Source organism: Ciceribacter sp. T2.26MG-112.2, assembly GCF_900492205.1.
GTDB lineage: Bacteria > Pseudomonadota > Alphaproteobacteria > Rhizobiales > Rhizobiaceae > Allorhizobium > Allorhizobium naphthalenivorans_A.
On sequence record NZ_UEYQ01000026.1, the window covers coordinates 19,097 to 44,108 of the forward strand.

Annotated in this window: 19 protein-coding genes and 1 pseudogene; 18 read left to right on the plus strand and 2 right to left on the minus strand. The window is 61.2% G+C overall.

The annotated features are described in order from the left end of the window. The first annotated feature begins 3 nt into the window (after nt 1-3). The 10 genes from DYZ14_RS21005 to DYZ14_RS21050 are packed head-to-tail and all read left to right on the plus strand — an operon-like array spanning nt 4 to nt 13,095. Nucleotides 4-1,161, plus strand: a complete 1,158-nt coding sequence (locus DYZ14_RS21005) for a hypothetical protein (protein ID WP_154722506.1) — start codon at nt 4-6, stop codon at nt 1,159-1,161. After that, the gene (locus tag DYZ14_RS21010; RefSeq protein WP_154722507.1) at nt 1,145-2,650 is read left to right on the plus strand and encodes a mannose-1-phosphate guanylyltransferase/mannose-6-phosphate isomerase; all 1,506 of its coding nucleotides are present in this window, start codon (nt 1,145-1,147) and stop codon (nt 2,648-2,650) included. The genes DYZ14_RS21005 and DYZ14_RS21010 overlap by 17 nt, the downstream gene beginning before the upstream one ends. Further along, the gene (locus DYZ14_RS21015) at nt 2,643-4,016 is read left to right on the plus strand and encodes a right-handed parallel beta-helix repeat-containing protein (RefSeq protein WP_154722508.1); all 1,374 of its coding nucleotides are present in this window, start codon (nt 2,643-2,645) and stop codon (nt 4,014-4,016) included. The genes DYZ14_RS21010 and DYZ14_RS21015 overlap by 8 nt, the downstream gene beginning before the upstream one ends. A 1-nt stretch (nt 4,017) precedes the next feature. After that, complete coding sequence (locus tag DYZ14_RS21020) at nt 4,018-5,451, plus strand: MBOAT family O-acyltransferase (protein ID WP_154722509.1); 1,434 nt, start codon at nt 4,018-4,020, stop codon at nt 5,449-5,451. 10 nt (nt 5,452-5,461) lie between these two features. Further along, nucleotides 5,462-6,580 (plus strand): alginate O-acetyltransferase AlgX-related protein, encoded by a 1,119-nt coding sequence (locus DYZ14_RS21025; protein ID WP_154722510.1) that lies wholly within the window; start codon nt 5,462-5,464, stop codon nt 6,578-6,580. Next, nucleotides 6,573-7,331 (plus strand): hypothetical protein, encoded by a 759-nt coding sequence (locus tag DYZ14_RS21030; protein ID WP_154722511.1) that lies wholly within the window; start codon nt 6,573-6,575, stop codon nt 7,329-7,331. The genes DYZ14_RS21025 and DYZ14_RS21030 overlap by 8 nt, the downstream gene beginning before the upstream one ends. Next, complete coding sequence (locus tag DYZ14_RS21035; protein WP_154722512.1) at nt 7,328-8,677, plus strand: alginate O-acetyltransferase AlgX-related protein; 1,350 nt, start codon at nt 7,328-7,330, stop codon at nt 8,675-8,677. The genes DYZ14_RS21030 and DYZ14_RS21035 overlap by 4 nt, the downstream gene beginning before the upstream one ends. A gap of 1 nt (nt 8,678) precedes the next feature. Then, nucleotides 8,679-9,305 carry an alginate O-acetyltransferase AlgF gene (locus tag DYZ14_RS21040; protein ID WP_154722513.1) on the plus strand — a complete coding sequence of 209 codons (627 nt, stop codon included), beginning with the start codon at nt 8,679-8,681 and terminating at the stop codon, nt 9,303-9,305. A gap of 9 nt (nt 9,306-9,314) precedes the next feature. Beyond that, complete coding sequence (locus tag DYZ14_RS21045) at nt 9,315-12,047, plus strand: tetratricopeptide repeat protein (protein ID WP_154722514.1); 2,733 nt, start codon at nt 9,315-9,317, stop codon at nt 12,045-12,047. Nucleotides 12,048-12,057: 10 nt separating this feature from the next. After that, a complete protein-coding gene (locus DYZ14_RS21050) occupies nt 12,058-13,095 on the plus strand; it encodes an alginate lyase family protein (RefSeq protein WP_195950067.1) in 1,038 nt (345 codons plus the stop codon). A 564-nt stretch (nt 13,096-13,659) separates the two neighbouring features. Here the strand turns inward: DYZ14_RS21050 and DYZ14_RS21055 are convergent. Beyond that, nucleotides 13,660-14,616 carry a bile acid:sodium symporter family protein gene (locus DYZ14_RS21055; protein ID WP_154722516.1) on the minus strand — a complete coding sequence of 319 codons (957 nt, stop codon included), beginning with the start codon at nt 14,614-14,616 and terminating at the stop codon, nt 13,660-13,662. An 89-nt stretch (nt 14,617-14,705) separates the two neighbouring features. Here DYZ14_RS21055 and DYZ14_RS21060 point away from each other — a divergent pair, with 89 nt between their 5' ends. The 8 genes from DYZ14_RS21060 to DYZ14_RS21095 all read left to right on the plus strand — a co-directional run bounded on the left by DYZ14_RS21060 (nt 14,706) and on the right by DYZ14_RS21095 (nt 24,455). Beyond that, entirely contained in the window at nt 14,706-15,566 is an 861-nt protein-coding gene (locus tag DYZ14_RS21060; RefSeq protein ID WP_154722517.1) for a LysR family transcriptional regulator, read from the plus strand. A 206-nt stretch (nt 15,567-15,772) separates the two neighbouring features. Further along, on the plus strand, nt 15,773-16,504 hold the full coding sequence (locus tag DYZ14_RS21065) for a FadR/GntR family transcriptional regulator (protein ID WP_154722518.1): 732 nt from the start codon (nt 15,773-15,775) through the stop codon (nt 16,502-16,504). A gap of 101 nt (nt 16,505-16,605) precedes the next feature. After that, nucleotides 16,606-18,114: an ABC transporter substrate-binding protein gene (locus DYZ14_RS21070; protein WP_154722519.1), complete on the plus strand. Its 1,509-nt coding sequence runs from the start codon at nt 16,606-16,608 to the stop codon at nt 18,112-18,114. A 69-nt stretch (nt 18,115-18,183) separates the two neighbouring features. Next, on the plus strand, nt 18,184-19,131 hold the full coding sequence (locus DYZ14_RS21075; RefSeq protein ID WP_154722520.1) for an ABC transporter permease: 948 nt from the start codon (nt 18,184-18,186) through the stop codon (nt 19,129-19,131). Then, nucleotides 19,128-20,006, plus strand: a complete 879-nt coding sequence (locus DYZ14_RS21080) for an ABC transporter permease (RefSeq protein ID WP_154722521.1) — start codon at nt 19,128-19,130, stop codon at nt 20,004-20,006. Before DYZ14_RS21075 ends, DYZ14_RS21080 begins: the two co-directional genes overlap by 4 nt. Before the next feature lie 22 nt (nt 20,007-20,028). Next, nucleotides 20,029-21,813, plus strand: a complete 1,785-nt coding sequence (locus tag DYZ14_RS21085; RefSeq protein WP_154722522.1) for a gamma-glutamyltransferase family protein — start codon at nt 20,029-20,031, stop codon at nt 21,811-21,813. A 2-nt stretch (nt 21,814-21,815) separates the two neighbouring features. Then, on the plus strand, nt 21,816-22,574 hold the full coding sequence (locus DYZ14_RS21090) for a DUF1028 domain-containing protein (protein ID WP_154722523.1): 759 nt from the start codon (nt 21,816-21,818) through the stop codon (nt 22,572-22,574). A 39-nt stretch (nt 22,575-22,613) separates the two neighbouring features. After that, nucleotides 22,614-24,455, plus strand: coding sequence for an ABC transporter ATP-binding protein (locus DYZ14_RS21095; protein ID WP_154722524.1), 1,842 nt, complete (start codon nt 22,614-22,616; stop codon nt 24,453-24,455). Between the two features lie 209 nt (nt 24,456-24,664). Here the strand turns inward: DYZ14_RS21095 and DYZ14_RS21100 are convergent. Next, nucleotides 24,665-24,905, minus strand: a pseudogene (locus DYZ14_RS21100) (IS3 family transposase); the annotation flags it as partial. Between the last annotated feature and the right edge of the window lie 107 nt (nt 24,906-25,012).

The window sequence follows — 25,012 nt, forward strand, 5'->3', positions numbered from 1 at the left end:
ACCATGTCTATGCACGACGAAATCGACCGGGATCGGGGGGACCTCTCGTCCAGCCAGGGCCGCCTTGTCTCGGACTTCCATGAGGGCAACGAACACCCCGCGATGAGCATCCCGTTCACAGCGGTCGTTGACGGGCGCTCCTATGAGGGGATCTCCATTTCCTTGGTCGAGGCCCGCGTCTCGGGTCTGGCCGCCTTCGGCCTTGCCCAGGGCGAGCGCATGGCAAGCTTTCGCTTTGATTTCGGCCAGTTCCTCTTCTCCCTTCCGGTCGCAGTCACCTTCGCCGCCGTCAACAACGATACGGGCGAGATCACCCTCGCCTTTTCCGAGCCGGCCGGTCCCCACATGCCGCAACTGCGCTACATCCTCAATGCATGGCTTGCCGGAGACGTGATCAATCTTCACGACATGCTTCAGGCCCGGGCTCGCCTGCCCAAGGCGTCTTCACGGTCCGAGCGCTATTCAAGGCCCGGAGTGGTGCACCGAGTGCTCGCCAGGACCACCGGCCTGTTGGCGACCACGGCGGCGACGGCCCTCTTCGTGTTCGCCGCCTCGGCACTGCTTTCCGACAGGTTGTTCCTGCATGAGTTGCAGGGTCCAGCCTTTGCTGTGTGGGACGGGCCTGTGCTGAGAGCGACCACCTCGGGCCAGTTGTCCTTCCTGGCAGAAGCCGCCGAAAAGGGGGAACCGCTCTACACGATCATCACCTCCACTGGCAGTGCGGTGACCGCTGTCATGCCGTGCAATTGCGAGGTGAAACAACAGCTGACCGGCAGTGCCGATACCGTGCTGATGGGCGAACCGATTGTCAGTCTTGCCGCGCCCTCCGCCGGGCTTGTCGTCGAGGCCCGCTTCTCCGCCGAGGATCTCAAGGCGTTGCGCGATGATGCGCGCCTGACGGTAACAACGGCAGACGGCGCATCGCAGGCCGCAACTTACCTAAGGATTCTGCCCCATGCCAACGACGCCGATCCGGCAACCGCGGTCACCGTGCTGATGAATTCAGAGCCCCCCTTGGCTGTCAGCAATGCAGGAAAGCCGATCACCGTGACGATCGACACCACACCTTCCTGGCTTTCCTTTCTCGCTGCTGCGCGCGCGTCCGTCATCGCCCATCTGTCCAACCTGTTCGGAGCCTTGGCCCATGACAACGACATCTAAGATCTATCCGCTCATCCTTTGCGGCGGCTCCGGTACGAGGCTTTGGCCCCTGTCACGCGAAGAACAGCCAAAGCAGTTCCAGCCGATCAACGGCGTCGGATCGCTGACATTTTTCCAAGAAACGATCCAGCGCCACCGCGGAGGCTTCTTTGCCAATCCGATCGTCTCCGTCGCCACTCGTCACCTGAAGGTCGCGGCTCGGCAACTCCACGAGGTCCAGTGCAAGGCGCACATCATCGCCGAACCCTTAGCCCGCAACACCGGCCCGGCCGTTCTCGCTGCAGCCCTGCATGTCGGCGGAGCGGACCCGGACGCCGTTCTGATCGTGCTGCCATCGGACCACGTTATCGATGGCGATCTCAACGCCCTTGTCCTGACCATGCACAAGGCCGCCCATGATGGATTCATCGTGACCTTCGGCATCCGGCCGACTTTCCCGGAAACCGGTTACGGCTACATCATGGATGGGGGAGCGTTCGATAACTATGCCGGCCTCCATCGTGTCGAACGTTTCGTCGAAAAGCCGGAACTGCCGATTGCCCGCTCCCTGTTCGAAACTGGCTTCGCCTATTGGGCATCGGGTATCAGCATGTTTCGCGCCGACAAGATCGTCGCCGAATACCGCAGGCATGATCCGCAGACCTACGAGGCCGTGCTCGCTGCGACCAACGCGGCCATGCCCCTCGACGATCACCACGGCATCGTCCTTTCGGCACCCCATTTCGCCAATGCCGTCAGCCTGCCAACGGAAAAGGCCGTATTCGAACGCACCGCCGATATAGCCCTTGCGCCGGCCAACATCGGCTGGGACGACGTCGGCGCCTGGAGCGCGCTACATGCGATTGGAGCCAAATGCAAAAGCGGCAATGTCACATCGGGCGATGTCATGCTGCATGACACCACCGAATCCCTGGTGCGTGGTGGTGATCGCCTGGTAGCGGTCGTCGGCATGAGCGACGTGATCATCGTTGATACCGACGATGCCCTTTTGGTCGTATCGAAAAAGCAGGCCCAGGATGTCAAGAAGATCGTCGAGAAACTCATTGCCTCGCGGCGATCCGAAGCGACCTCGCACCGGCGACAACAGACGGATTGGGGAAGCCTGAAGCCCATGCATTCGGGCACGGGCTTTTCCATGAACCTGATGACCATCGATCCCGGCAAACAGGCCCGGATAGTCGGCGGCAGGCACCGCAGCCACATCGTCACCGTGCTTGCGGGATCGGTTCACCTCAAATCCGGCGCGATGGGGATGCCCGTCCATGCCGGCAATGCCGAGATGTTCCTCAGCAGTGATTTCGCGCTGGTCAGCAACTATTCGGATCTGCCAGCGGAACTGATCGAGATTACCTGCGAGGTCGGGCTGCAATCGACCAACCCCTTGTCTGCGCAAATGACCGGATCCGTCGGGGTGCCAATTGCCGTCCCGCTCACCGTTGCACCGCTTGGCGGGCTTGTGCAGGCCATCGGAGCGGACGACTATGCCTAGAGCCGTCCTCATCCTGGCGCTCATCGCGATCTTTTTACCGACAGCCCCCGCCGGTGCGGGAGAGCCCGCCATATCGGGCCGTCTGGAGCCGACAGGCGTCTCGCAGCAAAGGGTCAGCAAATCGGCGATCGGCCTTCTCCTGCCGGTTCTGACCGCCACGGCCGGCAAAGGCTTCCTCGCCGAGATCTCGGCCTATGTGCCCATGACGAGGAAGGCGATTGTGGTGGAGAGCGGGACGCTGAGCCTCAAAGAGCTCCTAGCTCTCCAGCCGGAGACAGGACTGGTGAAGCTGCCGGACGGTTATCGGCTGCGCTCGCCGTTGATCATCTGGCACGGTGCCAGCCTGCGGATTGCAAAGGGCGAAACCCTCCTTCTGGATGGAAGCCAAGGCGCATTCATCGTCAATGCCGGAACGCTTGACATCAACGGCGCCTCGGTTAGCGGCCTGGCCAGCGGCGCATATCGCCCGTTCATCCTGACGGCGTCGGGCGCCAGCGCCCGGATGAGCAATAGCAGCTTTTCAAGCCTCGGCTTCGGCGAGGAGCCGGAAACCGCGGGCCTGGCCTTTATCGGCCGAGGCCTGCCTGTGGCCGGCGATGTGGTGGATGTGCACGCCAATCGCTTCTCCCACGTCAACGGATTGGTGCTGATCAAGGCAAGCCATGCAAGGATAGCGAGGAACAGCTTCGAAGACAGCGGCAGGACAGCGCTTGCGCTGATCGCATCGGCGGACATCCAGATTCGCGACAATATCGTAATCGGTTCGCTCGGCCATGGTCTCAAGCTTAGCCGGGGCAGTTCATCGCTCGAAATCACAGGCAATATTCTTGGTGACAATGCCGGACACGGTATTTTTGTCGATACCGGCACGGTCCTCGCCCGTATCGCTAACAACAGCGTCGATTCCAGCGGCAAATCCGGCATCGCCGTTCGTGGCAGCGCCTGCATCGAGATCCTCAGCAACCTGATAAAGACAAGCGGGGTAAGCGGGGTTGCCATCACAGACAGTTTCGCCGCGACGGTAGCGCGCAACACCCTGACCGGCAACCGGACGGGACTCTCCCTCCAGGGACAGCGTGGCGAAGCGGCCAGCCTGGTGTCGGAAAACCACTTCCGCCGCAATCAGGTCGGCATCCGCGCCGACGGCCGTGGTGATCTCAAGCTGAACGGCAATGATTTCTCCGAACAATGGCCAAGATTGTTCTCCGGCTCGATCGTCGACAAGACGGGGCGTTATCTCACGGCCGCTCAGGCAGGGCGCGGATCGCTCTTCACCTTCGCCTCCAATGCCGAAGCCGCAACGGTCGACCAGGCCCAATTTTCCGCTTTCGCCCTTTCATCCTGCTACAGCAAGGCTGGCGGCTGACATGGTATTCTCATCCGAAATCTTCCTATTCCTCTTCCTGCCGTCGTTTCTCGCGGCCTATTATCTGACGCCGACCCATTTGAGATCCTATACGATCGTCATCGGCTCCTACCTCTTTTACGCCTGGTGGCGGGTCGATTTCCTCGGCCTTCTGTTTGCCACGACGGTCTGGGTCTACGTCTTTGCGCGGCTGATCGAGCGTAATCTCGAGAGTCCCCGGGCCCGATGGCATCTCACGGTCGGCATCGGCGGCTGCCTGCTTGTCCTTGCCGTGTTCAAATACCTGAATTTCTTCGTTGACAGCATCGCCACGCTGCTGGGAACCACGCCGGAAGCACTCGGCTTCCACTGGCGGCTGATCCTGCCGATCGGCATCTCCTTCTATATCTTCCAGTCCGTGAGCTATCTGATCGACGTCTATCGGCGCGACACCCCGGCGACCTGCAGCTTTATCGATCTGGCCGCCTTCAAGGCACTGTTCCCACAGTTGATCGCCGGTCCGATCCTTCGGTTTCGCGATCTGGCCGATCAGTTTCGCTATCGTGAGCACAGCCTCGAGAAGTTCGCCGACGGTACGGCCCTGTTCGTAGTCGGCCTTGCCAAGAAAGTGCTGATCGCCGACTCCATCGCACCGCTGGCCAATGCCGTTTTTGCCGCCGACGCCCCGACCGCCGACGAAGCCTGGCTGGGCGCCATCGCCTATATGCTGCAGCTCTACTTCGATTTCTCCGGCTACAGCAACATGGCTTGCGGACTTGGTCTGATGATCGGGTTCCAGTTCGTCCGGAATTTTGACGCGCCATATATCAGCCGAAGCATCACGGAGTTCTGGCGCCGCTGGCACATCAGTCTTTCCACTTGGCTGCGCGATTATCTCTACATCCCGCTCGGCGGCAGCCGTCTCGGCGGGGTCCGTACCTATGTGAACTTGCTCATCGTCATGATGCTCGGCGGTTTATGGCACGGCGCGAACTGGACCTTTGTCGTGTGGGGCACCTGGCATGGCAGCCTGCTTGCCGTCGAACGCGCCACCGGCTGGGACAGGCGCGCCGCCTGTTACTGGTATGCACTCCCGCTCACCCTGCTGTTGGTTCTCATTGGATGGGTCGCCTTCCGCTCCGACGACATGTCGAGGGCCTTCGCCCTCTATGCCGGAATGCTCGGTTTCAACGGCTGGGGCATCTCGCCTGCCATGGCGATATCGTTCACACGGGAGGCTACAGCCACGATGGCAATCGCCGCCGTGCTGGTCTGCATTGAGCCCAGACTGCGTGATGGACTGCAAGGCGACGCGAGCTGGACCATCCCGTCCGATGGCAGCGTGGCCGCACGGCAGTCCCTTGTCACGCCACTGGCCATGCTTCTTCTCGCAACCGTGACGGTCCTCAAGCTTGCCGACGGCACCTACTCACCCTTTCTCTACTTCCAGTTCTAGGAGATCTTGGATGCAAAGGCTGGACGCATCGATGATTGCAAGACTCCTGCTGCCGGCAGGGCTGTTCGGATATGCCGTCGCTTCAAATGTGGGCCTGCCAGCCAGATGGCATTTCCTTGTGCCTCCGACAAAGGCGAACCTTTCCGCCCTGTTTCATGGCAGCCTGACGGCCAGGGTGGAGACACTCTATAGGAAGGGCCTTCCGCACAACCAGCTGGCAGCGCATCTGGTGGGGGCTGGTCGGTACCTCCTGTTCCACGAGGGGCGCCCAGGCGTTATCGCCGGCAAGGAGGGCTATCTCTTCACTGACGAGGAGTTTCGCCAGGGCTTTGACCGTCAGGCCGTGATCGATCGCGCCGTGATCGGCATCGAGGATGTCTCCCACAGGCTCGCCATGCGCGGGATCCGCCTGATCTTCGTGCCTCTCCCGGCCAAGACCGATATCTACAGCGACGAACTCCAAGCCGGCAGTAGCGCTGCCACTGTGGCTGGCCTTTACGACGACCTGCTGGACAGGCTTCGGCAAGTCGACATCGCGACGGTCGATTCGAGAGACGCCCTGCTCACGGCCCGCGCCGACAGTCAGGTGTACCTGAGGACAGACACCCACTGGACACCCGCAGGCGCTGCCGTCGTAGCCAAGGCGGTGGTCCAAGAGGCGCTCGGCGGCGGCGGCGAGGAATTCGAATTGGTGACCGCTCCCGCCCGCAAGGTCGAAGGTGATCTGGTGCGGTTCGTAACCGGCGGCGCCTTTGCAGACCTCATCGGGCTCGCCGACGAGGATGTCACGCCCTTCATCGCCGAACGGCGGGAAACCGCTCAAGCGGAGCTCGATATCTTCGGTGCCTCGAGCAGCATACCGGTCACGCTGGTAGGGACAAGCTATAGCGCCAACGAAGTATGGTCCTTTGCCGCGTTCCTTTCATTCTGGTCCGGGCTCGACGTCGCCAACGCATCCCTGATCGGCCAGGGCCCCGTCGTCCCCATGCGCGATTTCATCGCGTCGCTCGAGCAGTCGGATTCACTGCCGCAGACGGTGATCTGGGAGTTCCCGATCCGCTATCTGACGGATCCGGAACTCTGGAACGAAACCATCCCTCAAGGAAACAGGGAGAACGAGAATGGTTGAGCAGCGAAAAGCCCTACCCCCTGTGCGACTTCACCGGATCGCCGTTCTTGGTCTCGTCGCAAGCCTGTGCGCCTTTGAGACCGCGGCGGAACAGAAGATTTCCGCCGGCTTCGTGCGCGGAATAACCCGCACGGATCAGTTGCCGAGCGCTGACCTTCGCCTCATCCGCAAGCGGATGGTGTCACACCGGGCGGCAAGCTATCGCCAGCTTCAGCTGCTGGCGGATCGCGGCGACGGACTGGCGGCGATGATGGTCGCGAAACAGCTCTACGGCGAGCCGGGTCTGGCCGGTGATGCCATTCACTATTTCACCATTGCGGCATCAACGGGTCGTTCGGGCGCCGTCAAGCCACTGATCGCCCTGCTTGGCCGCATTGACGGCCAGACGACCAATCCCGTGCGGATAGATGCGGCCGAACGCACACTCGAACGTCACGCCGCCAAAGGCGACATTGCAGCGGCGGAAGGCCTTCTGAGGCTCTATGGACGCGGGCGCCCCTTTGTCGACAGCGACAGCAAGCTTGCGGCAATGCGTGCGAGCGCTGCCGATCAGGGCAATACAGATGCCGCGCTGCAGGAAGCCATGGCTCTTCTGTCCCTGGTCGATGGTAGGAGCATCCACCGCAAGAAAATCGAGACCTACCTGCAGATCGCAGCATCAGCCCAAGATCTGAAAACCCGAAGCGTTGCCGCCAGCCTTCTCAGCGGCCTGAACACCACCTCCACAGCAACGCCGGAGGGCACGCCATGATAAGGGAAGGAATACGAAGGCGTACACTGGGCCTTCTCTGTGTAACCTTGCTGATCGACGCCGGCGCCCTCATCGGCAACGCCGCGCGGGCCTCGGACTTCGGCTGTGCCGGCCTTGAGCAAAACGCCCTGGTCGCCTCCATCGAAGGCAGCGAAGGCTATTTTTTCCGCATCCTGTCCGATATCAGGATGCAGCATCAACTCTCCGATCACACGGCCGTCGAACTGGGCCGGCTCGCGCATGCCCTCGAGGCCGCCGGCACGACGCTTGTCTATGTTCCGATCCCACCTAAGAGTCTGGTGTTGCCCCAGTATCTACCCGATCGGGCAGCCGAGCTCGGCTTCGACTACGACATCGCGGTCGCAGCCCACCAGGAGCTCCTTAGAAAGCTGCGCCAGCAAGGTGTCGTAACGGTCGACATCCTGCCGGCCCTTCGCGACACAGGCACCGCCCACCCACCCTTCATCAAGGCCGACTTCCACTGGACCGCCTGGGGCGCCGCAGCCGCCGCCAGCGAGGTTGCCTCCGTCATTCGGCAATTGCCGGGATCCGACGCACTGAAGACGGCCTCGTTCGAGACCCACAGCAGCGGCCGACAGGCAATCATATCGACCATGCGGCGTCGGCTTCAGGCCTCGTGCCTGTCTTCGCTCCCGGCCGCCGAAATGGATGCTTTCGAAACGGTCGAGATTGTCAGGGACGATGCGTCCGGCCAGGACATATTTGGCGGTGCTGAGACAAGTGGAAAGGCAGTGCTGGTCGGGACGAGTTTTTCCGACCTCCCTTCGGCGAACTTCGCCGGTTTCCTGTCGCAAGAGCTCAGCTCGGCGGTTGAAAACTATGCCCTGTCAGGCGGCAACCAGTTCGGTTCGATCACCGCCTACATGACGTCGTCGGCATTCCTCGAAAGCCGACCCCGCTTTCTCATCTGGGAAAATCCCGTCTACAATAACCTTGGGAAATATGGTGACGCACCGCTAAAGGAACTGACCGCCGCGGCCGCAAGCAATTGCAACGCCGTGCCGATTACCCAGGGGCCTGAAATAGAAGGCAATGTGCTGAGCCTCTCCGTCGATCGAGGCGCACTTTCTAGCTCCGCCGTCATTTCCGCCTATGCCGGCAATCAGGCGAGCCGTCAGGCCCTGTTGCGACTGGCTATGGAAGATGGCGAATCCATCGAGACCCGGATCGTTCGACCGCTCAGGGCAAGTTCGAGCGGACGCTACTTCTTCGCCCTCGACGGCCGGATGAAGCCGATCAAAACGCTACAGATCGCCTTTGACGACCTGTCGCCGGGTCGCGCGGACGTCGTCATCTGCAGTGCTAGCCCCCAGGAGGAAAACTGAAATGACCAACCATTTTGGACGGGCTTGCCTCTTGTTGCTGTGTCTGTCCGTAGTCGGACAGGCTGAGGCACAGGACGCCGGACTCTACGGAAAGGTCATGGATCCCATGGCGTCTTTCGTTCGCGTGGTCAGCCTCGAGGCACCGGCAAGCGTCATCGGCGGAACGTCGGTCAATTCGCAGCAGGGCATTTCTCCCTATGTGAATGTCGAGCCGGGAAAAGTCGAGATATCTGCCGGAACCCGCAGCAGCCGGGTCGATGTCGAGCCCGGCAGTTTCTACACCCTCGCCGTCACTGCCTCTGGCGCTAGGGTCTTCAAGGATGACGTGAAGAATGACCCGGCGAAGGCCCAGGTCTACCTCTACAACCTCAGCGATCTGGACGGCGTCGATCTGTTCGTGCCGGCAGCCAAGGTTGCGGCCGTCGAAGCGGTCCCTTCCGGATCCAGCAAGGATGTCGCCTTGCGCGCACCGCTGTCGCTCGCCTTCGAGATCCGCAAGGACGGCAGGGCCCTTGCCCCGCCATTCACGATCGATCTGAAACGCCGCTCCGGTTACACGGTCATCCTGTCCGGCACCGCGGGAAAATACGGTCCAGTCGTCGTCGAGAACAACCTGTTGCAGCCTTAGGAGCCTTCCATGAACATTCGCGTTCCCCGTCAGCCAAAGTCTCCGGCTTCTATCCTCTCCGGGCTCCTGCTGTGCCTCCTGTCTTCAACAGGCCAGGCGGCCCAGTCACAGGTCCGGATCGAATTCATGCCGCCGCCAGTCGAGACGAACAATCTCTGTACGGAAAGGGCCTCTGACGAGGAAATCCTTGCGCGCTGGGCCGTCTGGAACGGCAAGGACCTGCCCCAGGCAAAGGCCTGGGTGATCTTGCGAGAAGCGCAGCGTCTGCGCGACCTTGATGCGAATGGCAATTTCGCCCTCGTAACCCGCATTATCGACAGAATGGCGGACGTCGGCCAGATTTTGAGTGCGGAGGCGACCGTCGAGAAGATCGAGCTCCATCTGCAGGCAGGCAAGACGCAGGAGCTCAAGGGGAGCAACCTGATCGGTCAATTGCTGGCCGACATTGACAGCTTGTCGCCCCGCCAGTTGAAGGTCGCCGCCGATCTCGTTTCTGCCGGACTGGTGAATGCCCGTGGGACTTCCGAGGGCCTGTCTCTCCTCGTTCGCTCGGCCTCGGGTGGCAATGCCGATGCCCTCCTGGAACTGGCCGGCAGGCGCCTTGCCGGCGAGCAGATATACGGCTGGGACGTCGATCCGTCGCTGACGATCACTATGGCGCTAGGCGCCATGGTCGGCAAACTGGATGAGCGCATCTGTGACCGCATGCACCGGATTGCGCGCGAATTCGAAAAGGGTGAGGTGGTTGTGGCTGACCGGCGGATCTCCGAAGCCTGGCTGCGCACCGCCGCCGACCTTGGCGACGCGAGCGCGGCCTGGAAGGTTGCCAAATACCATCTGGAAAGCACCGCCATAGACAAGGACAATGCGACCCTTGTGCGCTATCTGAAGCTTGCTGCCGATCGCGGTGTCGTGCCCGCCATGACCGAACTCGCGAAGTCCTATGAAGCCGGGGCCATCGTCGACAAGGATCCGGGTCTGGCGCTTTCCTATTTCGCTAAGGCTGCCGAGGCCGGCAGCCGCAGCAGTCTTACACACCTTGCCGATCTCTATCAGGCCGATATCGACAACCCGGTCTCGGCTGATCTCTATGAAAGGACCCTGCACGCCATAGCCGAGCTCGAGGAGCCGCCGGGCTGGGTGTTCAGCCGCCTTGGCTCCATGGTGCTAGCCAAAAAAGGTCGCTGGTTGGGAGAGGATGAGGCCAGAGGCTATTTCGAACGTGGCGCGAAGATCGGCGATGTCAGCGCGATCTCCAATCTCGCTCAATTCCACTTTCGCCACGCCGAAAGGACGGGCCGCTTCAGCGAGGGGATAAACCTCCTTCTTTCGCTGATCGAAATCCACGGCATTACGGGAACGACCCGGGACATTCGTAACGCCTTCCTCTGCCGTCGGCCGGGCGGCCCCGACATAGTGGAGGCTTCGAAATGGTCTGCGATGGTCGACGCCAGCGATGAGGCAAGCTGGCCGTTGTCGCGCATAGAAGACCTGCTTCGCCGACCCAACCCGGTCCAGATCGCCGCCCTTCAATCGGAAGCACTCTATGGTCGTGCGGATGCACTCGCGGCCTATTTCTACTTCCTCGAAAAGAGGAAGGTCGATGCAACGACTTTGCGGCAATGGTCCGACAGGGTAGCGGCGGAGCCTCGTGCTGCGCTTGCACACGCCAAAATGCTGCTTTCGCGTGCAACCGATGGCGAGACGCGTGCCCGGGCGCTCGAACTCTACTTGAAAGCTGCGAAGATCGGCTCAGTATCGACAAAGGTCTCGGCGGCCGAGGCGGTTATCGCCAACATGCCCGACAATCTGCCGCTTCGGGAACTGGCAATCGGCTATCTCGAGGGCGCGGCCAAAGAGGCAAACGGAAAGGCCCTGATGGCGCTTGCGCGTCTGCTGGGAACGCGCGAAACCTACGAGCGATATAGGGAAAACATTGTCGCCAACGGCGATGCCGAGGCCCTGATGTTTGCCGCCGAGCGCCAAGACGTCGACGAGCACAAGCGCGCTCTGCTCTCCCAGGCCGCCGCCATCACACGATGCTCATTCGACAATGCATTGGCATTCGCGAAGGCTTATCGCGGCTTGGATGACTCCGTATCCGACAATTGGATGACGATTGCCGAACAACTGGCAGAGGGACGCGGCTGGCGTTACCGGAAGCTGGCCGAGATGGCCCAGCAGGGGCAGACCATGCCACTCACCGCCGATGCACTGCGCTTGTACCAGGAGGCCGTGCGGCTGGGAGATGTGAAGGCCGAAATTCGACTGATGCAATACTTCGCGGATCCGTCCAAGCCTAGCCATTCGAGCACGAAGGCCGTGGAAGTTGCTGTTCTGGGGATAGAGAATGCCCCCCCCGATCAGCTTTCTGGACGCGTTGCGCGCATCAACAAGCTGGCTGAACCCCTCCGCTCGATGGTCATGAGTCGCATCGACTTGCACGGAATCTTCAGGAAGGCCGCCCGGCAGGGCGATCCCGCGGCCATGCGCGAATATGCCAAGCTGCAGCTTGCGGAAACCAGAGAGCCTTCGGCCCGGGGGGAGGCGCAGGCCTTGTTACTCGATGCCGCTAATGCCGGCGACGTCCCCGCCATGCTGATCCTGGCGCGCAATAATGCCTTCGGTATCGGTGGAGCAGCCTCACTTGATGAGGCCAAGGGCTGGCTTCGCAAAGCCTCCGGTCTTGGCAGCCGTGAAGCGACGGAAATGCTTGTCTCCATGCAAGAGGGCACCAACTAGGAGTGGCACCTTGAACAAAGGAATGAACGTCCTCGGGTTTTGCGCAGGATTGCTTCTTGCCTTAGCCGATCAAGCCGACGCATTTGGTGCTGAGGATTGCAAAATTACCATGGCGCCTGTTGTCGAAATAGATCTGCCGTCGCGCTACCGCGACGGGGATAAATCGCGCTCCGAAATCGATGAGGAGCTGGATGCCGCAGTCGATCAGGCCCTTGAGCCCATCGACGGCTTTGTCCGGGCTCTGGCTGAAGCGGCAAACCGGACGGGTAGGGAGAAGGGTGCGGAGAATGCGGCCAGCTGTATCTTCGACGGGCTCGCAGACTGGGCCTTCGCCAATGCCCTGCTAAAACCTGTCTCTCTCAATGGGCGGCTTGCTCTTTCCTCGCGCATTGCTGGAATGGCTGCCGCCTATAACAGGGCCCGCAAGGTTTCGGCTCCGGATTTCCGGTCCGAACGAGCGATCCTGGATTGGTTTGCCAGGCTTGCCGATGGCCAGATCGCGTTCTTCGACAATAATGCGCCTCCCATGGCGGCCACAAACAATCATCGCGCCTGGGCGGGTCTCGCCGCGACGCAGGTGGGAATTGCCACCGGCAGCACCTCCTTGATCGACTGGGGGGCAGAAACGAACCGGTTGATGATCTGTTCGGCCAATGATGACGGCAGCCTTCCCCAAGAGATGAAAAGACGCGACAAGGCCCTCCACTACCAGCTTCATGCCGTCGCACCGATCATCATGACCGCGAGCCTGCTGCAGCCATTGAAATCGGATAGTTTTGATTTGTGCAATGGCAAGCTGGACGCGATCGTCAGCTTCACCGTCACCGCGCTTGACCGCCCCGAAGTTGTTGCAGAACGTTCGGGGGCCACGCAGACGTTTGCGACGAAGAAGGAGAAATTGAGAGCATTCCAGATCGCCTGGCTGGAGCCCTACCTGGCCAACCGTTCCAACAAAGATGCGGAAGCCCTCGCTGCCGCCTATCGGCCCCTCTCCAACTCCTCGCTCGGCGGCAATTTGACCGCGATCTATCATCAAGCCACGCCCTGAAGGAAAGCGGGGCTGAATGTTACTTTCCGCTCCTCTTCAACAGTGAGGTTGAGAACATTGATCTCTGCCCCACCGCCTCGGTCTACCAAGCCCGCCGAGTTTGCATCTACGTTCTGCTTGGTGGTGGCACTCGAGCCCGGAGCCTCACCCCCCGCTGGATAAAAGTGGAGGTGGAGTGCACCCGTTTCACCGGACAGATCGGCTGGTTTGATTTTGCTCTGATGAACTGCCGTGGGTGCTCTCATCCCCGACAGCTGGAGCGAAATTGGGGCACAGGTCATCACCAACGCTGGATATGCTTCCGTCAAAACATGAACTGCTCATAGCCCTGAAGATCCCGTCCGTCATGACCTGGTCTTTTTTCGCAGCATTCGCCGGGGCTGACTATCGGGGACTTCGCGAGCGGGCCGCACAATATCTACAGCAGCCACGAGCCACCGGTGTTGCGGAATTGAATTTTCAGCGCGGTCAACCAGTTTGCCGACGACCGAGCGGTTGGTCTCCTCAATGGAATGTCGTTGGAGGCGTGCCGCAGATCAAGATTGCCTGAGGAAGCGCAACAGATCAGGCAGACCGCGCATAGGGCTGGGCAATCAGGGCACACACCATCAACTGGATCTGGTGGAACAGCATCAGGGGCAGAACGATGGCGCCGACGCTCTGTCCGGCGAAAATCGCGCCAGCCATCGGCACGCCACTGGCCAGGCTTTTCTTCGAGCCGCAAAAGGTGATCGTGATTTCGTCTTCCCTGGAAAAGCCGAGGAAACGGCTGCCGAACATGGTGACCGTGAGCACGGTTGCCAAGAGGACGACGTCGACAGCGACGACGATGCCGAGATCACGAAGCGACAGCGTCCGCCACAGGCCCTCGACGACGGCGGAGCTGAAGGCGAGATAAACGACCATCAGGATGGAACCACGGTCGACCGGAGACAAGAGCTTCTTGCGGGCACGGATCCAATCGCCGATCCATGGCTGGAGGATCTGTCCGAGAATGAAGGGCGCCAGCAGTTGCAACAGGATCTGCTCGAGCGCGGTCATCGAAAATCCGCCGCCGCCCGACGCCGAAAGCAGCAGACCGACCAGTAGCGGCGTCAGGAACATGCCAAGAATATTGGAGGCGGACGCGGCGCAGATGGCGGCCGGCACATTGCCGCCGGCCATCGAGGTAAAGGCGATCGACGACTGCACCGTCGAGGGCAATACGCAGAGAAACAGGATTCCGGTATAGAGCGCCGGCGGCAGCGATGCCGGCAGCAGCAGGCCGATGGCGAGCCCGAGCAGCGGAAAGATGACGAAGCTCACGAACAGGATCACTCCGTGCAGCCGCCAGTGCAAAAGGCCGGCGATCACCACATCGCGCGACAAGCGGGCACCATGCAGAAAGAACAGGAGAGCGATGGCCAGCTTCGTGGCGAGCGCCATCCGCACCTGCGCCTCGCCAGTGATCGGCAAGACCGAGGCCAGAAGCACTGCAGCGACAAGCAGCGTGGTGAATGTATCGGGGAGGAAACGACGCATCTTTTCTTTCCGCTGGACGGCATCGCCTTCACTCAATTATTGCGATACAAGATGCAATAGATAACACTCATCACAAAATGAGATAACAGATGCTCGACCTCGTACAATTGCGCAGTTTCCTTGCCGTCCAGCAGACCGGCAGCTTTACCCGCGCTGCGGAAAATCTTGGACTTGGGCAGTCCACGGTCAGCCAGCATATCCAGAGGCTGGAGGGCGCGCTCGGCCGCCGGCTGATCTTTCGCGACACCCACCGTGTCGGCTTGACGCCCGATGGCGAAGTTCTGGCGGGCCATGCCCGCGCGATGCTGTCGATCGACGCGCAAGTCTTCGGCCTTTTTGCCGAAAACAAGTTGCGCGGGCAATTGCGGCTAGGTGTTTCGGAAGACTTCGCAACCAGCCGTCTGACGGCGGTCCTCGAAGATTTCATCCGTGCCTACCCCTCTGTGGATCTGCAATTGACCGTCGCATTGAGCGGCGTGCTGTACCAGATGCAGGATTCCGGAGAAATCGATCTCGTATTCGCCAAGAGGCGTCTCGGCGATCAGCGCGGGCGCCTCGTCTATCGTGAGCCGCTGATCTGGCTGGCACGCGATCCGCAGCAATTGGCCGATCCATCGACCCCCGTGCCGTTGATTGCGTTCCCACCGCCGAGCATCACCCGCAACATTGCTCTGGAAGCGCTCAATGCAAACCGGATCCCCTGGCGCATTGTCTGTACATGCGGCAGTCTGAGCGGATTGACGGCCGCGGCGCGCGCCGGAATGGGCGTCCTTGTGCAGCCCCGCAGCATGGCGCCCGCCGGACTGAAGGAGATCCCCCCGGGCATCCTGCCGCCACTGGAGGATGTCGAATTCGTGCTGGTTCCGCGCAATGGAGCCGACCAGGCGCTCGTTACAGCACTTTCGAACGAGATCTTCTCCAAAGTCGGCGGCAATATCGAGCTCGCCTGACATCCCGGAAGTAAATTCCGCATCCCCGGGATCGTTGCACTACCCTATAAGTATCCTCCAAAAAGGGCACCAGTGCAGTCATTTTGAACAATCTCACATCGATTTGCCCGCTATTTGTGCACTTAAAAGATTGCACAAAAAGACATCTTGACGGGCGCTGAAAATCGGCATTGACTGAACCAATCGGAAATTGGTTCGGACCAATCATGCCAGTCACACCGCCCAAGGAAAACTCAAATTACGCCCTCGAGAAGCTGCGTGATCTTCTTCGGAATGGCGACTTCGGAGCGGACGGAAAGCTGCCGACTGAGCGTACACTTTCGGACAGACTGGGCCTCAGCCGTCGGGCGATCCGCCGGGCTCTCGAAGTGCTCGAGGCGGAGGGATCCATCTGGCGCAAGCAGGGATCCGGCACCTATGTAGGCCAGAAGCCGAGCGAGTGGAGCGATCATGTCGAGACCATCGTGGCGGGGACCAATTTCATGGAAATCATGGAGGTCCGCCTTCGCATAGAGCCGCAATTGGCCCAGCTTGCAGCGATGCGCGCCAAGCCAGACGATATCGCGCGGATGCGCGAACTCGCCCAGAAAATCCATGTCAGGGAAGATGCCGACGGCAAGGAATTGTGGGACGGCGCGCTGCACCGTCAGATCGCGCAGACCGCGGGAAACCTGCTGTTCCTGTCGATATTCGACATGATCAATCGTGTCCGCCAGGACGAAGCCTGGCAAACGATCCGCGAGCGCGCCCGCAGCAACGCCAATACTATGAGCATATCCAACGCCCAGCATGCCGCCATCATCAATGCCATTGCCGCCCGAGATCCCGCCAAGGCGGGCGAAGCGATGCGCCAGCATCTGTTGATGTTGCAAGAGCGTCTGATCCGGCAAACCTCGATGGATCATCTGGAGGATGATCCGATCGGCAATGTGTCGTGACATACCGAATACCGGCCGCGTGGCCGGTCTAACTTGAACGCCGGGGCAACAACCGGTGAGACCCTTAAGAACAAAGAACCAGACCAGAGGAGTCCTAGAATATGAAGATACTGTCCCGTCTTTCCACCCTGCTTTTGGCAAGCGCGCTGCTAGCAACGCCTGCCCTTTCTGCCGAGCTTCGCATAGGCCTCGCGGACGATGCCGACGTCCTTGACCCGGCTCAATCCCGCACGTTTGTCGGCCGCATCGTCTACACGGCGATGTGCGACAAACTCGTTGATGTCTCGCCGGACCTCAAAATCGTGCCGCAGCTTGCCACCGAGTGGAATTGGTCCGCCGACGGCAAGGAACTCACCATGAAGCTGCGCGAGGGGGTAAAGTTTCATGACGAGACGCCGCTCAACGCAGCCGCGGTCGTCGCCACCATCGAACGCAACATGACGCTTCCGGAATCGCGCCGCAAAAGCGAGCTGAGCTCGGTTGAGAAGATCGAAGCCACCGGCGACTACGAAGTCAAGTTCACCCTGAAGGCGCCGGACGTCACCTTGCTCGCGCAGCTTTCCGACCGCGCCGGCATGATCGTCTCGCCGACGGCAGCCAAGGAGCTGGGCGCCAATTTCGGCTCCAAGCCCGTCTGCGCCGGCCCGTTCAAATTCGTCGAGCGCGTGCAGCAGGACCGTATCGTCCTTGAGAAGTTCGCCGACTACTGGGACAAGGACAAGGTGTTCATCGACAAGGTCACCTATCTGCCGATCCCGGATTCCACGGTGCGTCTCGCCAACCTGCGCTCCGGCGAACTCGACATGATTGAGCGGTTGGCCGCAACCGATGCCGCTTCGGTCAAGAGCGACGCCACCCTCACCTATGCGGATGTCGTCGGCATCGGTTACATGGCCATGTACGTCAACGTCGCCAATGGTGCGCGCGCCGACAACCCGTTTGGCAAGGACAAGCGCCTGCGTCAGGCCTTCTCGCTCGCCATCGACCGCGAGGCGCTGAGCCAGGTGGTCTTCGAAGGAACGGCCATGGCCGGCAATCAGCCCTATCCGCCGACCAGCCCCTGGTTCAACAAGGATATCCCGGTTCCCACCCGCGATATTGCCAAGGCCAAGGAACTGATGAAGGCGGCAGGGCATGAAAAGCTCGATATCGAGCTACAGCATGCGAATAGCCCGGTCGTCACCCAGATGATGCAGGTCGTGCAATCGATGGTCGCTGAAGCTGGCTTCAATGTCTCACTGAAAGCGACGGAATTCGCTACCCTGCTTGCCGAACAGAGCGCCGGCAATTTTCAACTCAGCCGCTCGGATTGGTCGGGCCGCATCGATCCTGACGGCAACCTGCACCAGTTCGTCACCTGCGAGGGCGGCATCAACGACTCCAAGTACTGTAAAGCGGAAGTCGACAAGCTCCTCAACGAGGCACGCGCTTCGGCCGACGAAGCGGTCCGCAAGCAGAAATACGATGCCGCCGCCAAGATCCTCGATGACGATCTGCCGGTCATCTATCTCGGCCATCAGTCATGGATCTGGGCCATCAAGAAGGAAGTCACCGGCTTCGTACCCTCGCCCGACGGCATGATCCGCCTGCTCGGCGTCAAGAAGGGCTGATTTTGCCCGATCTTGCCTACGGGGCACCAATGCTCCGTAGGCAATCCCGCAATCCAGGACGGTGCGCCCATGCATATCTACATCGGAAAACGGCTGCTCGTAGCCATACCGACGCTGCTGATCGTCTCGATCTTCGTCTTCTCCCTGCAGAAGTTGCTGCCAGGCGATCCCATCCTCGCCATGGCCGGCGAAGAGCGCGATCCGCAGGTGATCGAATTCCTTCGGGAGAAATACCGCCTGAACGATCCGATCGTGTACCAATACGGCTATTGGATCGCGAATGTATTGCAGGGCGATTTCGGCATTTCGCTGCGCACCAACCAGCCGGTGCTGGAACTGATCGGCGAGAAGCTGCCGGTCACCATCCAGCTCGCGGTGATGTCAATGATCTTCGCCTTCATCATCGGCGTGCCGATCGGCATCCTGGCGGCCGTCAAGAAGAATACCGTCCCCGATTATATCGCCAATATCGTCGCGCTGTCGGGCCTTTCCATCCCGAATTTCTGGCTAGGCATCATGCTGATCTTGCTGGTCTCGGTCAGGCTAGGCTGGCTTCCGGCCTCCGGCTACGAATCGATCTTCGTCGACCCCGTGCGCTCGCTCGAGACCATGATCATGCCGTCTTTCGTACTGGGTAACGCGCTTGCCGCCACCTTGATGCGGCACACCCGCTCGGCCATGCTGGGTGTCATGAAGGCGGATTACATCCGCACGGCGCGCGCCAAGGGGCTGTCGGAACGGGTCGTCATCCTGAGCCATACCTTCCGCAACGCCCTGCTGCCGATCGTGACCCTGAGTGCGCTTCTGTTCGGCGAGCTTCTGGCCGGCGCGGTCCTCACCGAACAGATCTTCACCATTCCCGGATTCGGCAAGCTGATCGTCGATGCCGTGTTCAACCGCGATTACGCCGTCGTCCAGGGTGTCGTTCTGTGCACCGCCATCGGCTTCATCCTGATGAACCTCGTGGCCGACGTACTCTATGTCCTCCTCAATCCACGCATGAGGGCCAACCTATGACCGCGCTCGACCAAACCGCCGTTGCCGTTGCGGCACCGGCCAAGAGCAGCAATCGCGCATGGCGGAAACTCAAGGCCAACAAAAGCGCCCTTGTCGGCCTCGCCATCATCGCGTTCTTCACCTTCCTTGCGATCGCCGCCCCTCTTCTGCCGATCGTCGATCCGCTGGCGACCAGTTGGACGGCCATTCGCAAGGCGCCGTCCGCCGCCCATTGGATGGGCACCGACGATATCGGCCGCGATATCCTCTCTCGCATGATCTGGGGCGCGCAGGCCTCGCTCATGGCCGGCATCTTTTCGGTCGCCATCGCGATCGTCATCGGCGTTCCCTTCGGCTTGATCTCCGGCTATTTCGGCGGATGGGTCGATCAGGTGATATCGAGGATCACGGAGGCCTTTCTGGCCCTGCCGTTTCTGATCATGGCCATTGCCCTTGCCGCCTTTCTCGGTCCCAGCCTCACCAATGCGATGATCGCGATCGGCCTTTCCGCAATGCCGGTCTTCGTGCGGCTGACGCGCGGCCAGGTGCTTGCGGTCAAGACCGAAGACTATGTCGAAGGCGCACGCTCGATCGGCCTTGGCCACTTCGACATCATGACCCGATACATCCTGCCGAACATCATGGCGCCGATCATCGTGCAGGCGACCCTGACGGTCGCGACCGCCATCATTGCCGAGGCCAGCCTCTCGTTCCTCGGCCTTGGCCAACAGCCACCGGCCCCAAGCTGGGGTTCCATGCTCAATGTCGCGAAGAATTTCCTCGACCAGGCACCCTGGATGGCCATGTGGCCAGGGGCGGCAATCTTCCTGGTCGTGATCGGTTTCAACCTGCTCGGCGACGGTCTGCGCGATGCGCTCGACCCCCGGGAATCATAGAGAAATATCGAAGGAACAGTTGATGAGTGACTTTACCACCCGCCCGGAGATCCTCGGCACCTTCGGCGTCGTGACGTCCACCCACTGGATCGCGTCGGCCGTCGGCATGAGCATCCTGGAAAAGGGCGGCAACGCCTTCGACGCGGCTGTCGCTGCCGGTTTCGTGCTGCAGGTTCTCGAGCCGCATCTTGTCGGCCCCGGCGGCGACATGCCCGCCGTCATCTATTCCGCGAGAAAGGGCAAGGTCGAGGTCATCTGCGCACAAGGGACCGCACCCGCCGGCGCGACCATCGAGCACTACAGCGGCGAAGGCCTGTCGATCATACCCGGTGACGGACTATTGGCGACCGTCATCCCCGGCTCCTTCGACGGCTGGATGCTGATGCTGCGCGACTACGGCACCATGTCGGTGCGCGACGTGCTGGAACCTGCGATCCATTATGCCGAGCACGGCCACCCGGTACTGCCGCGCGTTTCGGCAACCATAAAGGGATTGGCGGGCTTCTTCGAAAAGGAGTGGCCGACATCTTACGAGACCTGGCTTCCGGGCGGTTCCGCTCCCGAGCCCCACGCACTCTTCCGCAATCCGGTCCTGGCCGCCACCTGGCAGCGCATTGTCACCGAGGCCGAAAGCGCCAAGGGGCGCGAAAACCAGATCGAGGCGGCCCGCAACGCATTCTACCGCGGCTTCGTGGCGGAGGCGATCGACACCTATCTGAAGACCGCCGAAGTCATGGATGCCAGCGGCAGCCGCCACAAGGGGGTGCTGACTGCCGGCGACATGGCCGGCTGGAGCGCAACGGTCGAAGAACCGCAGACCTATGACTATCATGGGTGGACCGTCGCCAAGACCGGTCCCTGGGGCCAGGGTCCTGTGCTGTTGCAGTCGCTGGCGCTCCTGAAGGGCATCGATATCGCCGCCATGGACCCCGGGGGTGCCGATTTTGTCCACACGGTCGTCGAAGCGATGAAGCTCGCTTATGCCGATCGCGAGGTCTACTACGGCGATCCGTCCTTCGCCACCGTCCCGATGGACCGGTTGTTGTCCGACAGCTACAACGACGAGCGGCGCAAGCTGATCTCTTCGCAGGCGTCGATGACGCTCTGCCCGGGCAAGCTGCCGGGTTACGAGACCCAATACGACCTCACCATGGAAATGCTGGCTGGCATGTCGGGCACCGGCGCGGTCTACGAGCCGACCATGTCGCACCTGACCGAAAAACGCGGCGACACCGTCCACATCGACGTCATCGACCGCGAAGGCAACATGGTGTCGGTGACGCCGTCCGGCGGCTGGCTGCAATCCTCCCCCATCGTTCCGGGTCTCGGCTTCTGCCTCAATTCTCGCGCCCAGATGTTCTGGCTGAAGCCCGAATTGCCGACCTCGCTGGCACCCGGCAAGCGCCCCCGCACGACGCTGACGCCTTCCCTGGCGCTCTACGAGGGCAAGCCGACGCTCGCATTCGGCACGCCGGGTGGCGACCAGCAGGATCAGTGGCAGCTTTCCTTCTTCCTGCGCTACGTCCACCACAAGCAGAACCTGCAGGCGGCAATCGACATGCCGTTGTTCCACACGTCGCATTTCCCGGGCTCCTTCTACCCGCGTACAAGCCAGCCCGGAAACCTGATGATCGAAAGCAATATCGGCAGTGACGTGATCTCCAGACTGGCCGCCATGGGTCACCAGATCACGCCAGCCGATCCGTGGACCGTCGGTCGACTGACAGCGGCCAGGAGAGATGCGGACGGCTTGATGCGCGCCGCAGCGACGCCGCGTCTCATGCAAGCCTATGCAATAGGGAGATAGTCATGACCTGGTCTATTGTCGCACGTGATCCGCAGACGGGCCATCTGGCCGTGGCGGTGGCAAGCCGTTTCTTCGCCGTCGGCGCCGCCGTTCCACATATTCGCGGCCGGGTGGGCGCCATTGCCACCCAGGCCTTCGTCAGTCCCCTTTACGGCACGGATGGCCTTGCTCTGCTGGCCCAGGGCCGTTCCCCCGAGGAAATCATTTCGTCGCTGACGGCCCGCGATGACGGGTGCCAACAGCGCCAGTTGCATCTGACTGACGCTACAGGACGCAATGCAGCCTTCACCGGTTCCAAATGCATCGACTGGGCCGGGCACATCGTCGACGACAATGTGTCCGTTGCCGGCAATATGCTGGCTGGTCCGCAGGTCATCGCCGAGACGCTCAGGGTTTACAAGGCGCTGGCGGATGCGCCTTTCGCCGAGCGATTGCTGGCGGCCATGGATGCCGGAGAAGCGGCCGGCGGTGACAAACGCGGCAAGCAGTCGGCGGCACTCGTGATCTACCGGGACCAGGATTATCCCTGGCTCGATATCCGTGCCGACGACCATCCGGACCCGTTGGTGGAACTCCGCCGGCTGTATGCTGTCGCGCAGGAGCGCTATCTCCATGTGGCGCAGACCATGCCGACCCGTGAGAACCCACACGGACTGACGGACCGCACGGAGATCGACCGCAAGATCGCAGAACTCGAGGCCGCGCGCATCGCCGAAGGACGCCCCTCGCCTTCGTTTGCAACGCCACTGAAGCCCGTGTGAACCACAGCCCCCGACATGCATGACCGGACCAGGAAAGCCATGAGCCCCATGACGACAGCCGCCGCCGCCCAAGCCGAGATGCCCGCCGTTCTCTCTGTCGAGGGGTTGACGACCTCATTCCTGGTCGACGGCCAATGGCGATCGGTGGTGCGCAACATCTCCTTCGACGTGAAGCCCGGCGAAACCGTTGCCATCGTCGGCGAATCCGGTTCCGGCAAGAGCGTGACATCGCTTTCCATCATGCGCCTGCTGGCCCGGGACACGAGTCGCGTCGAAGGCCGCATTATCCTCAACGGCAAGGACATCCTGTCCCTCAGCGAAAGCGAGATGCAGCAGGTTCGCGGCAATGACGCGGCCATGATCTTTCAAGAGCCAATGACGAGCCTCAATCCGATTTTCACGATCGGGCGACAGATTTCCGAGGTGTTGACGCGGCATAAGGGCATGTCGAAAACCGAGGCGCGTGCCGAAACCGTGCGGCTTCTGGAAAAGGTCCGCATTCCCAATGCCGCCAACCGGTTCGACGAATACCCGCATCAATTTTCAGGTGGCATGCGCCAGCGCGTGATGATCGCCATGGCGCTCGCCTCCAGACCCAAGTTGCTGATCGCCGATGAGCCGACCACCGCGCTCGACGTCACGACCCAGGGCCAGATTCTCGACCTCATCAAGGTGCTTCAGGAAGAGGAAGGCATGTCGGTCCTCTTCATCACCCATGACATGGGTGTCGTCGCGGAGATCGCCGATCGCACCATAGTGATGCTGCGTGGGGAAACGGTCGAGCAGGGGCCGACCGCCGATGTTTTCCATCGTGGCAAGCATCCCTACACGCGCGCCCTTCTGGCCGCCGTTCCGAAGCTGGGCTCGATGCACGGTCATGCCTGGCCACTGCGCTTTCCCATTGTCGATATCGGCACGGGCAAGGCGAGTGAGCCGACAGAGGTGGCCGATACCGTCGACACCCGCAAGACTCCGGTGCTGTCTGTCAAGAATCTCGTGACGCAGTTCCCGATCCGCAGTGGTCTATTCGGCCGCCAGACCGGCGCCGTGCATGCCGTTGAGGACATCTCGTTCGAGCTCTTCCAGGGCGAGACGCTTTCGATCGTCGGGGAATCGGGTTGCGGCAAATCGACGACCGGCCGTTCGATCACTCGGCTGGTCGAGCCGAAAAGCGGCGAAATCCATCTTGACGGCTACGATGTGCTTGCGCTGGATCAGCCAAGCCTGCGTGCCATGCGCCGCAGCGTGCAGATGATCTTCCAGGATCCGTTCTCAAGCCTCAACCCGCGCATGACGGTGGGAGCGGCCATCGCCGAGCCCTATCTGAAACACCGGCTCGGGAACAGGGAGGAGGCAACCGAGAAAGTTGCGGATCTCCTGCGCAAGGTCGGACTCAACCCGGATATGATGGGCCGCTATCCGCATGAATTCTCCGGTGGTCAGCGCCAACGCATCGCCATTGCCCGTGCGCTTTCGCTCAATCCAAAAGTGATCGTAGCCGACGAAAGCGTCTCGGCGCTGGATGTCTCCATCAAGGCGCAAGTCTGCAACCTCTTGATGGACCTGCAGGAGGAGTTCGATCTCGCTTTCCTGTTCATCAGCCATGACATGGCCGTGGTGGAGCGGATCAGCCACCGGGTCGCGGTCATGTATCTCGGCGAAATCGTCGAGATCGGTCCGCGTGCCGCGATCTTCGACAATCCGCAGCACGACTATACGAAGAAGCTGATGGCGGCCGTACCCGTGCCGGACCCCGCCCGGCGCGGTTTGAGGCGCAATGCGGCTGTCGATGAACTGAAAAGCCCCGTGCGTCCCATCGGCTACGAACCACCCCCGCGCGCATACCGCGAAGTCGCTGCGGGGCATTTCGTGCAGGTCTGAACGTCGGCGTGAGGACAGACATCGCCCTGATCCCTTTCGGGATATCTGCGACCGCCTTCCGGCCAATGGGCTAAGCCATCGAACGCCACAGCTATTCGGGAATGTTGAACGAGCGGCGGAAATAGGGGTTAGTGCATGGATCCTTTTCAAGGGTCCGCAGAAGTGCAGATAAGATCACCAACAATGCCTATGATCCGTGCCCGATGCCCCACGAACACAACGCCCGCCGCCGTCCAGATACAGGTGAAGTCTGCCGCCCATTTCTGCTTCGGTCGCTCGGCATGGAACCGACGGTTCAAGCACATTCGGTCCGATTACCGAACGCTCGCCCGCATCCTTCGGCAGGCGACACCGCCTGGGACGCGCCTTCAGGGCATTCTGGCGCATCAGCCGTTCAATGCGATGAAGCCCGCAGGATAGCCCTTCCGCCGTAAGCATCCGGCGTAGGCCGCGGATGGGTCTTCAGCATCCGGTCAGTGGGGTTTGGTTCGGCTTTTTGCGAAGCCAGCTTTCCCGAGCGTTCGGCGACGCGCCAGTTTCGCTATCCGCTCATTGAT

Bases quoted from the DNA above. Each gene is read 5' to 3' on its own strand.
- DYZ14_RS21065 (WP_154722518.1), top strand. From the start codon at position 15,773: ATGCCAGTCACACCGCCCAAGGAAAACTCAAATTACGCCCTCGAGAAG.
- DYZ14_RS21040 (WP_154722513.1), top strand. From the start codon at position 8,679: ATGACCAACCATTTTGGACGGGCTTGCCTCTTGTTGCTGTGTCTGTCC.
- DYZ14_RS21060 (WP_154722517.1), top strand. From the start codon at position 14,706: ATGCTCGACCTCGTACAATTGCGCAGTTTCCTTGCCGTCCAGCAGACC.
- DYZ14_RS21055 (WP_154722516.1), bottom strand. From the start codon at position 14,616: ATGCGTCGTTTCCTCCCCGATACATTCACCACGCTGCTTGTCGCTGCA.
- DYZ14_RS21015 (WP_154722508.1), top strand. From the start codon at position 2,643: ATGCCTAGAGCCGTCCTCATCCTGGCGCTCATCGCGATCTTTTTACCG.
- DYZ14_RS21035 (WP_154722512.1), top strand. From the start codon at position 7,328: ATGATAAGGGAAGGAATACGAAGGCGTACACTGGGCCTTCTCTGTGTA.
- DYZ14_RS21025 (WP_154722510.1), top strand. From the start codon at position 5,462: ATGCAAAGGCTGGACGCATCGATGATTGCAAGACTCCTGCTGCCGGCA.
- DYZ14_RS21010 (WP_154722507.1), top strand. From the start codon at position 1,145: ATGACAACGACATCTAAGATCTATCCGCTCATCCTTTGCGGCGGCTCC.
- DYZ14_RS21075 (WP_154722520.1), top strand. From the start codon at position 18,184: ATGCATATCTACATCGGAAAACGGCTGCTCGTAGCCATACCGACGCTG.
- DYZ14_RS21070 (WP_154722519.1), top strand. From the start codon at position 16,606: ATGAAGATACTGTCCCGTCTTTCCACCCTGCTTTTGGCAAGCGCGCTG.
- DYZ14_RS21045 (WP_154722514.1), top strand. From the start codon at position 9,315: ATGAACATTCGCGTTCCCCGTCAGCCAAAGTCTCCGGCTTCTATCCTC.
- DYZ14_RS21080 (WP_154722521.1), top strand. From the start codon at position 19,128: ATGACCGCGCTCGACCAAACCGCCGTTGCCGTTGCGGCACCGGCCAAG.
- DYZ14_RS21005 (WP_154722506.1), top strand. From the start codon at position 4: ATGTCTATGCACGACGAAATCGACCGGGATCGGGGGGACCTCTCGTCC.
- DYZ14_RS21020 (WP_154722509.1), top strand. From the start codon at position 4,018: ATGGTATTCTCATCCGAAATCTTCCTATTCCTCTTCCTGCCGTCGTTT.
- DYZ14_RS21095 (WP_154722524.1), top strand. From the start codon at position 22,614: ATGAGCCCCATGACGACAGCCGCCGCCGCCCAAGCCGAGATGCCCGCC.
- DYZ14_RS21085 (WP_154722522.1), top strand. From the start codon at position 20,029: ATGAGTGACTTTACCACCCGCCCGGAGATCCTCGGCACCTTCGGCGTC.
- DYZ14_RS21030 (WP_154722511.1), top strand. From the start codon at position 6,573: ATGGTTGAGCAGCGAAAAGCCCTACCCCCTGTGCGACTTCACCGGATC.
- DYZ14_RS21090 (WP_154722523.1), top strand. From the start codon at position 21,816: ATGACCTGGTCTATTGTCGCACGTGATCCGCAGACGGGCCATCTGGCC.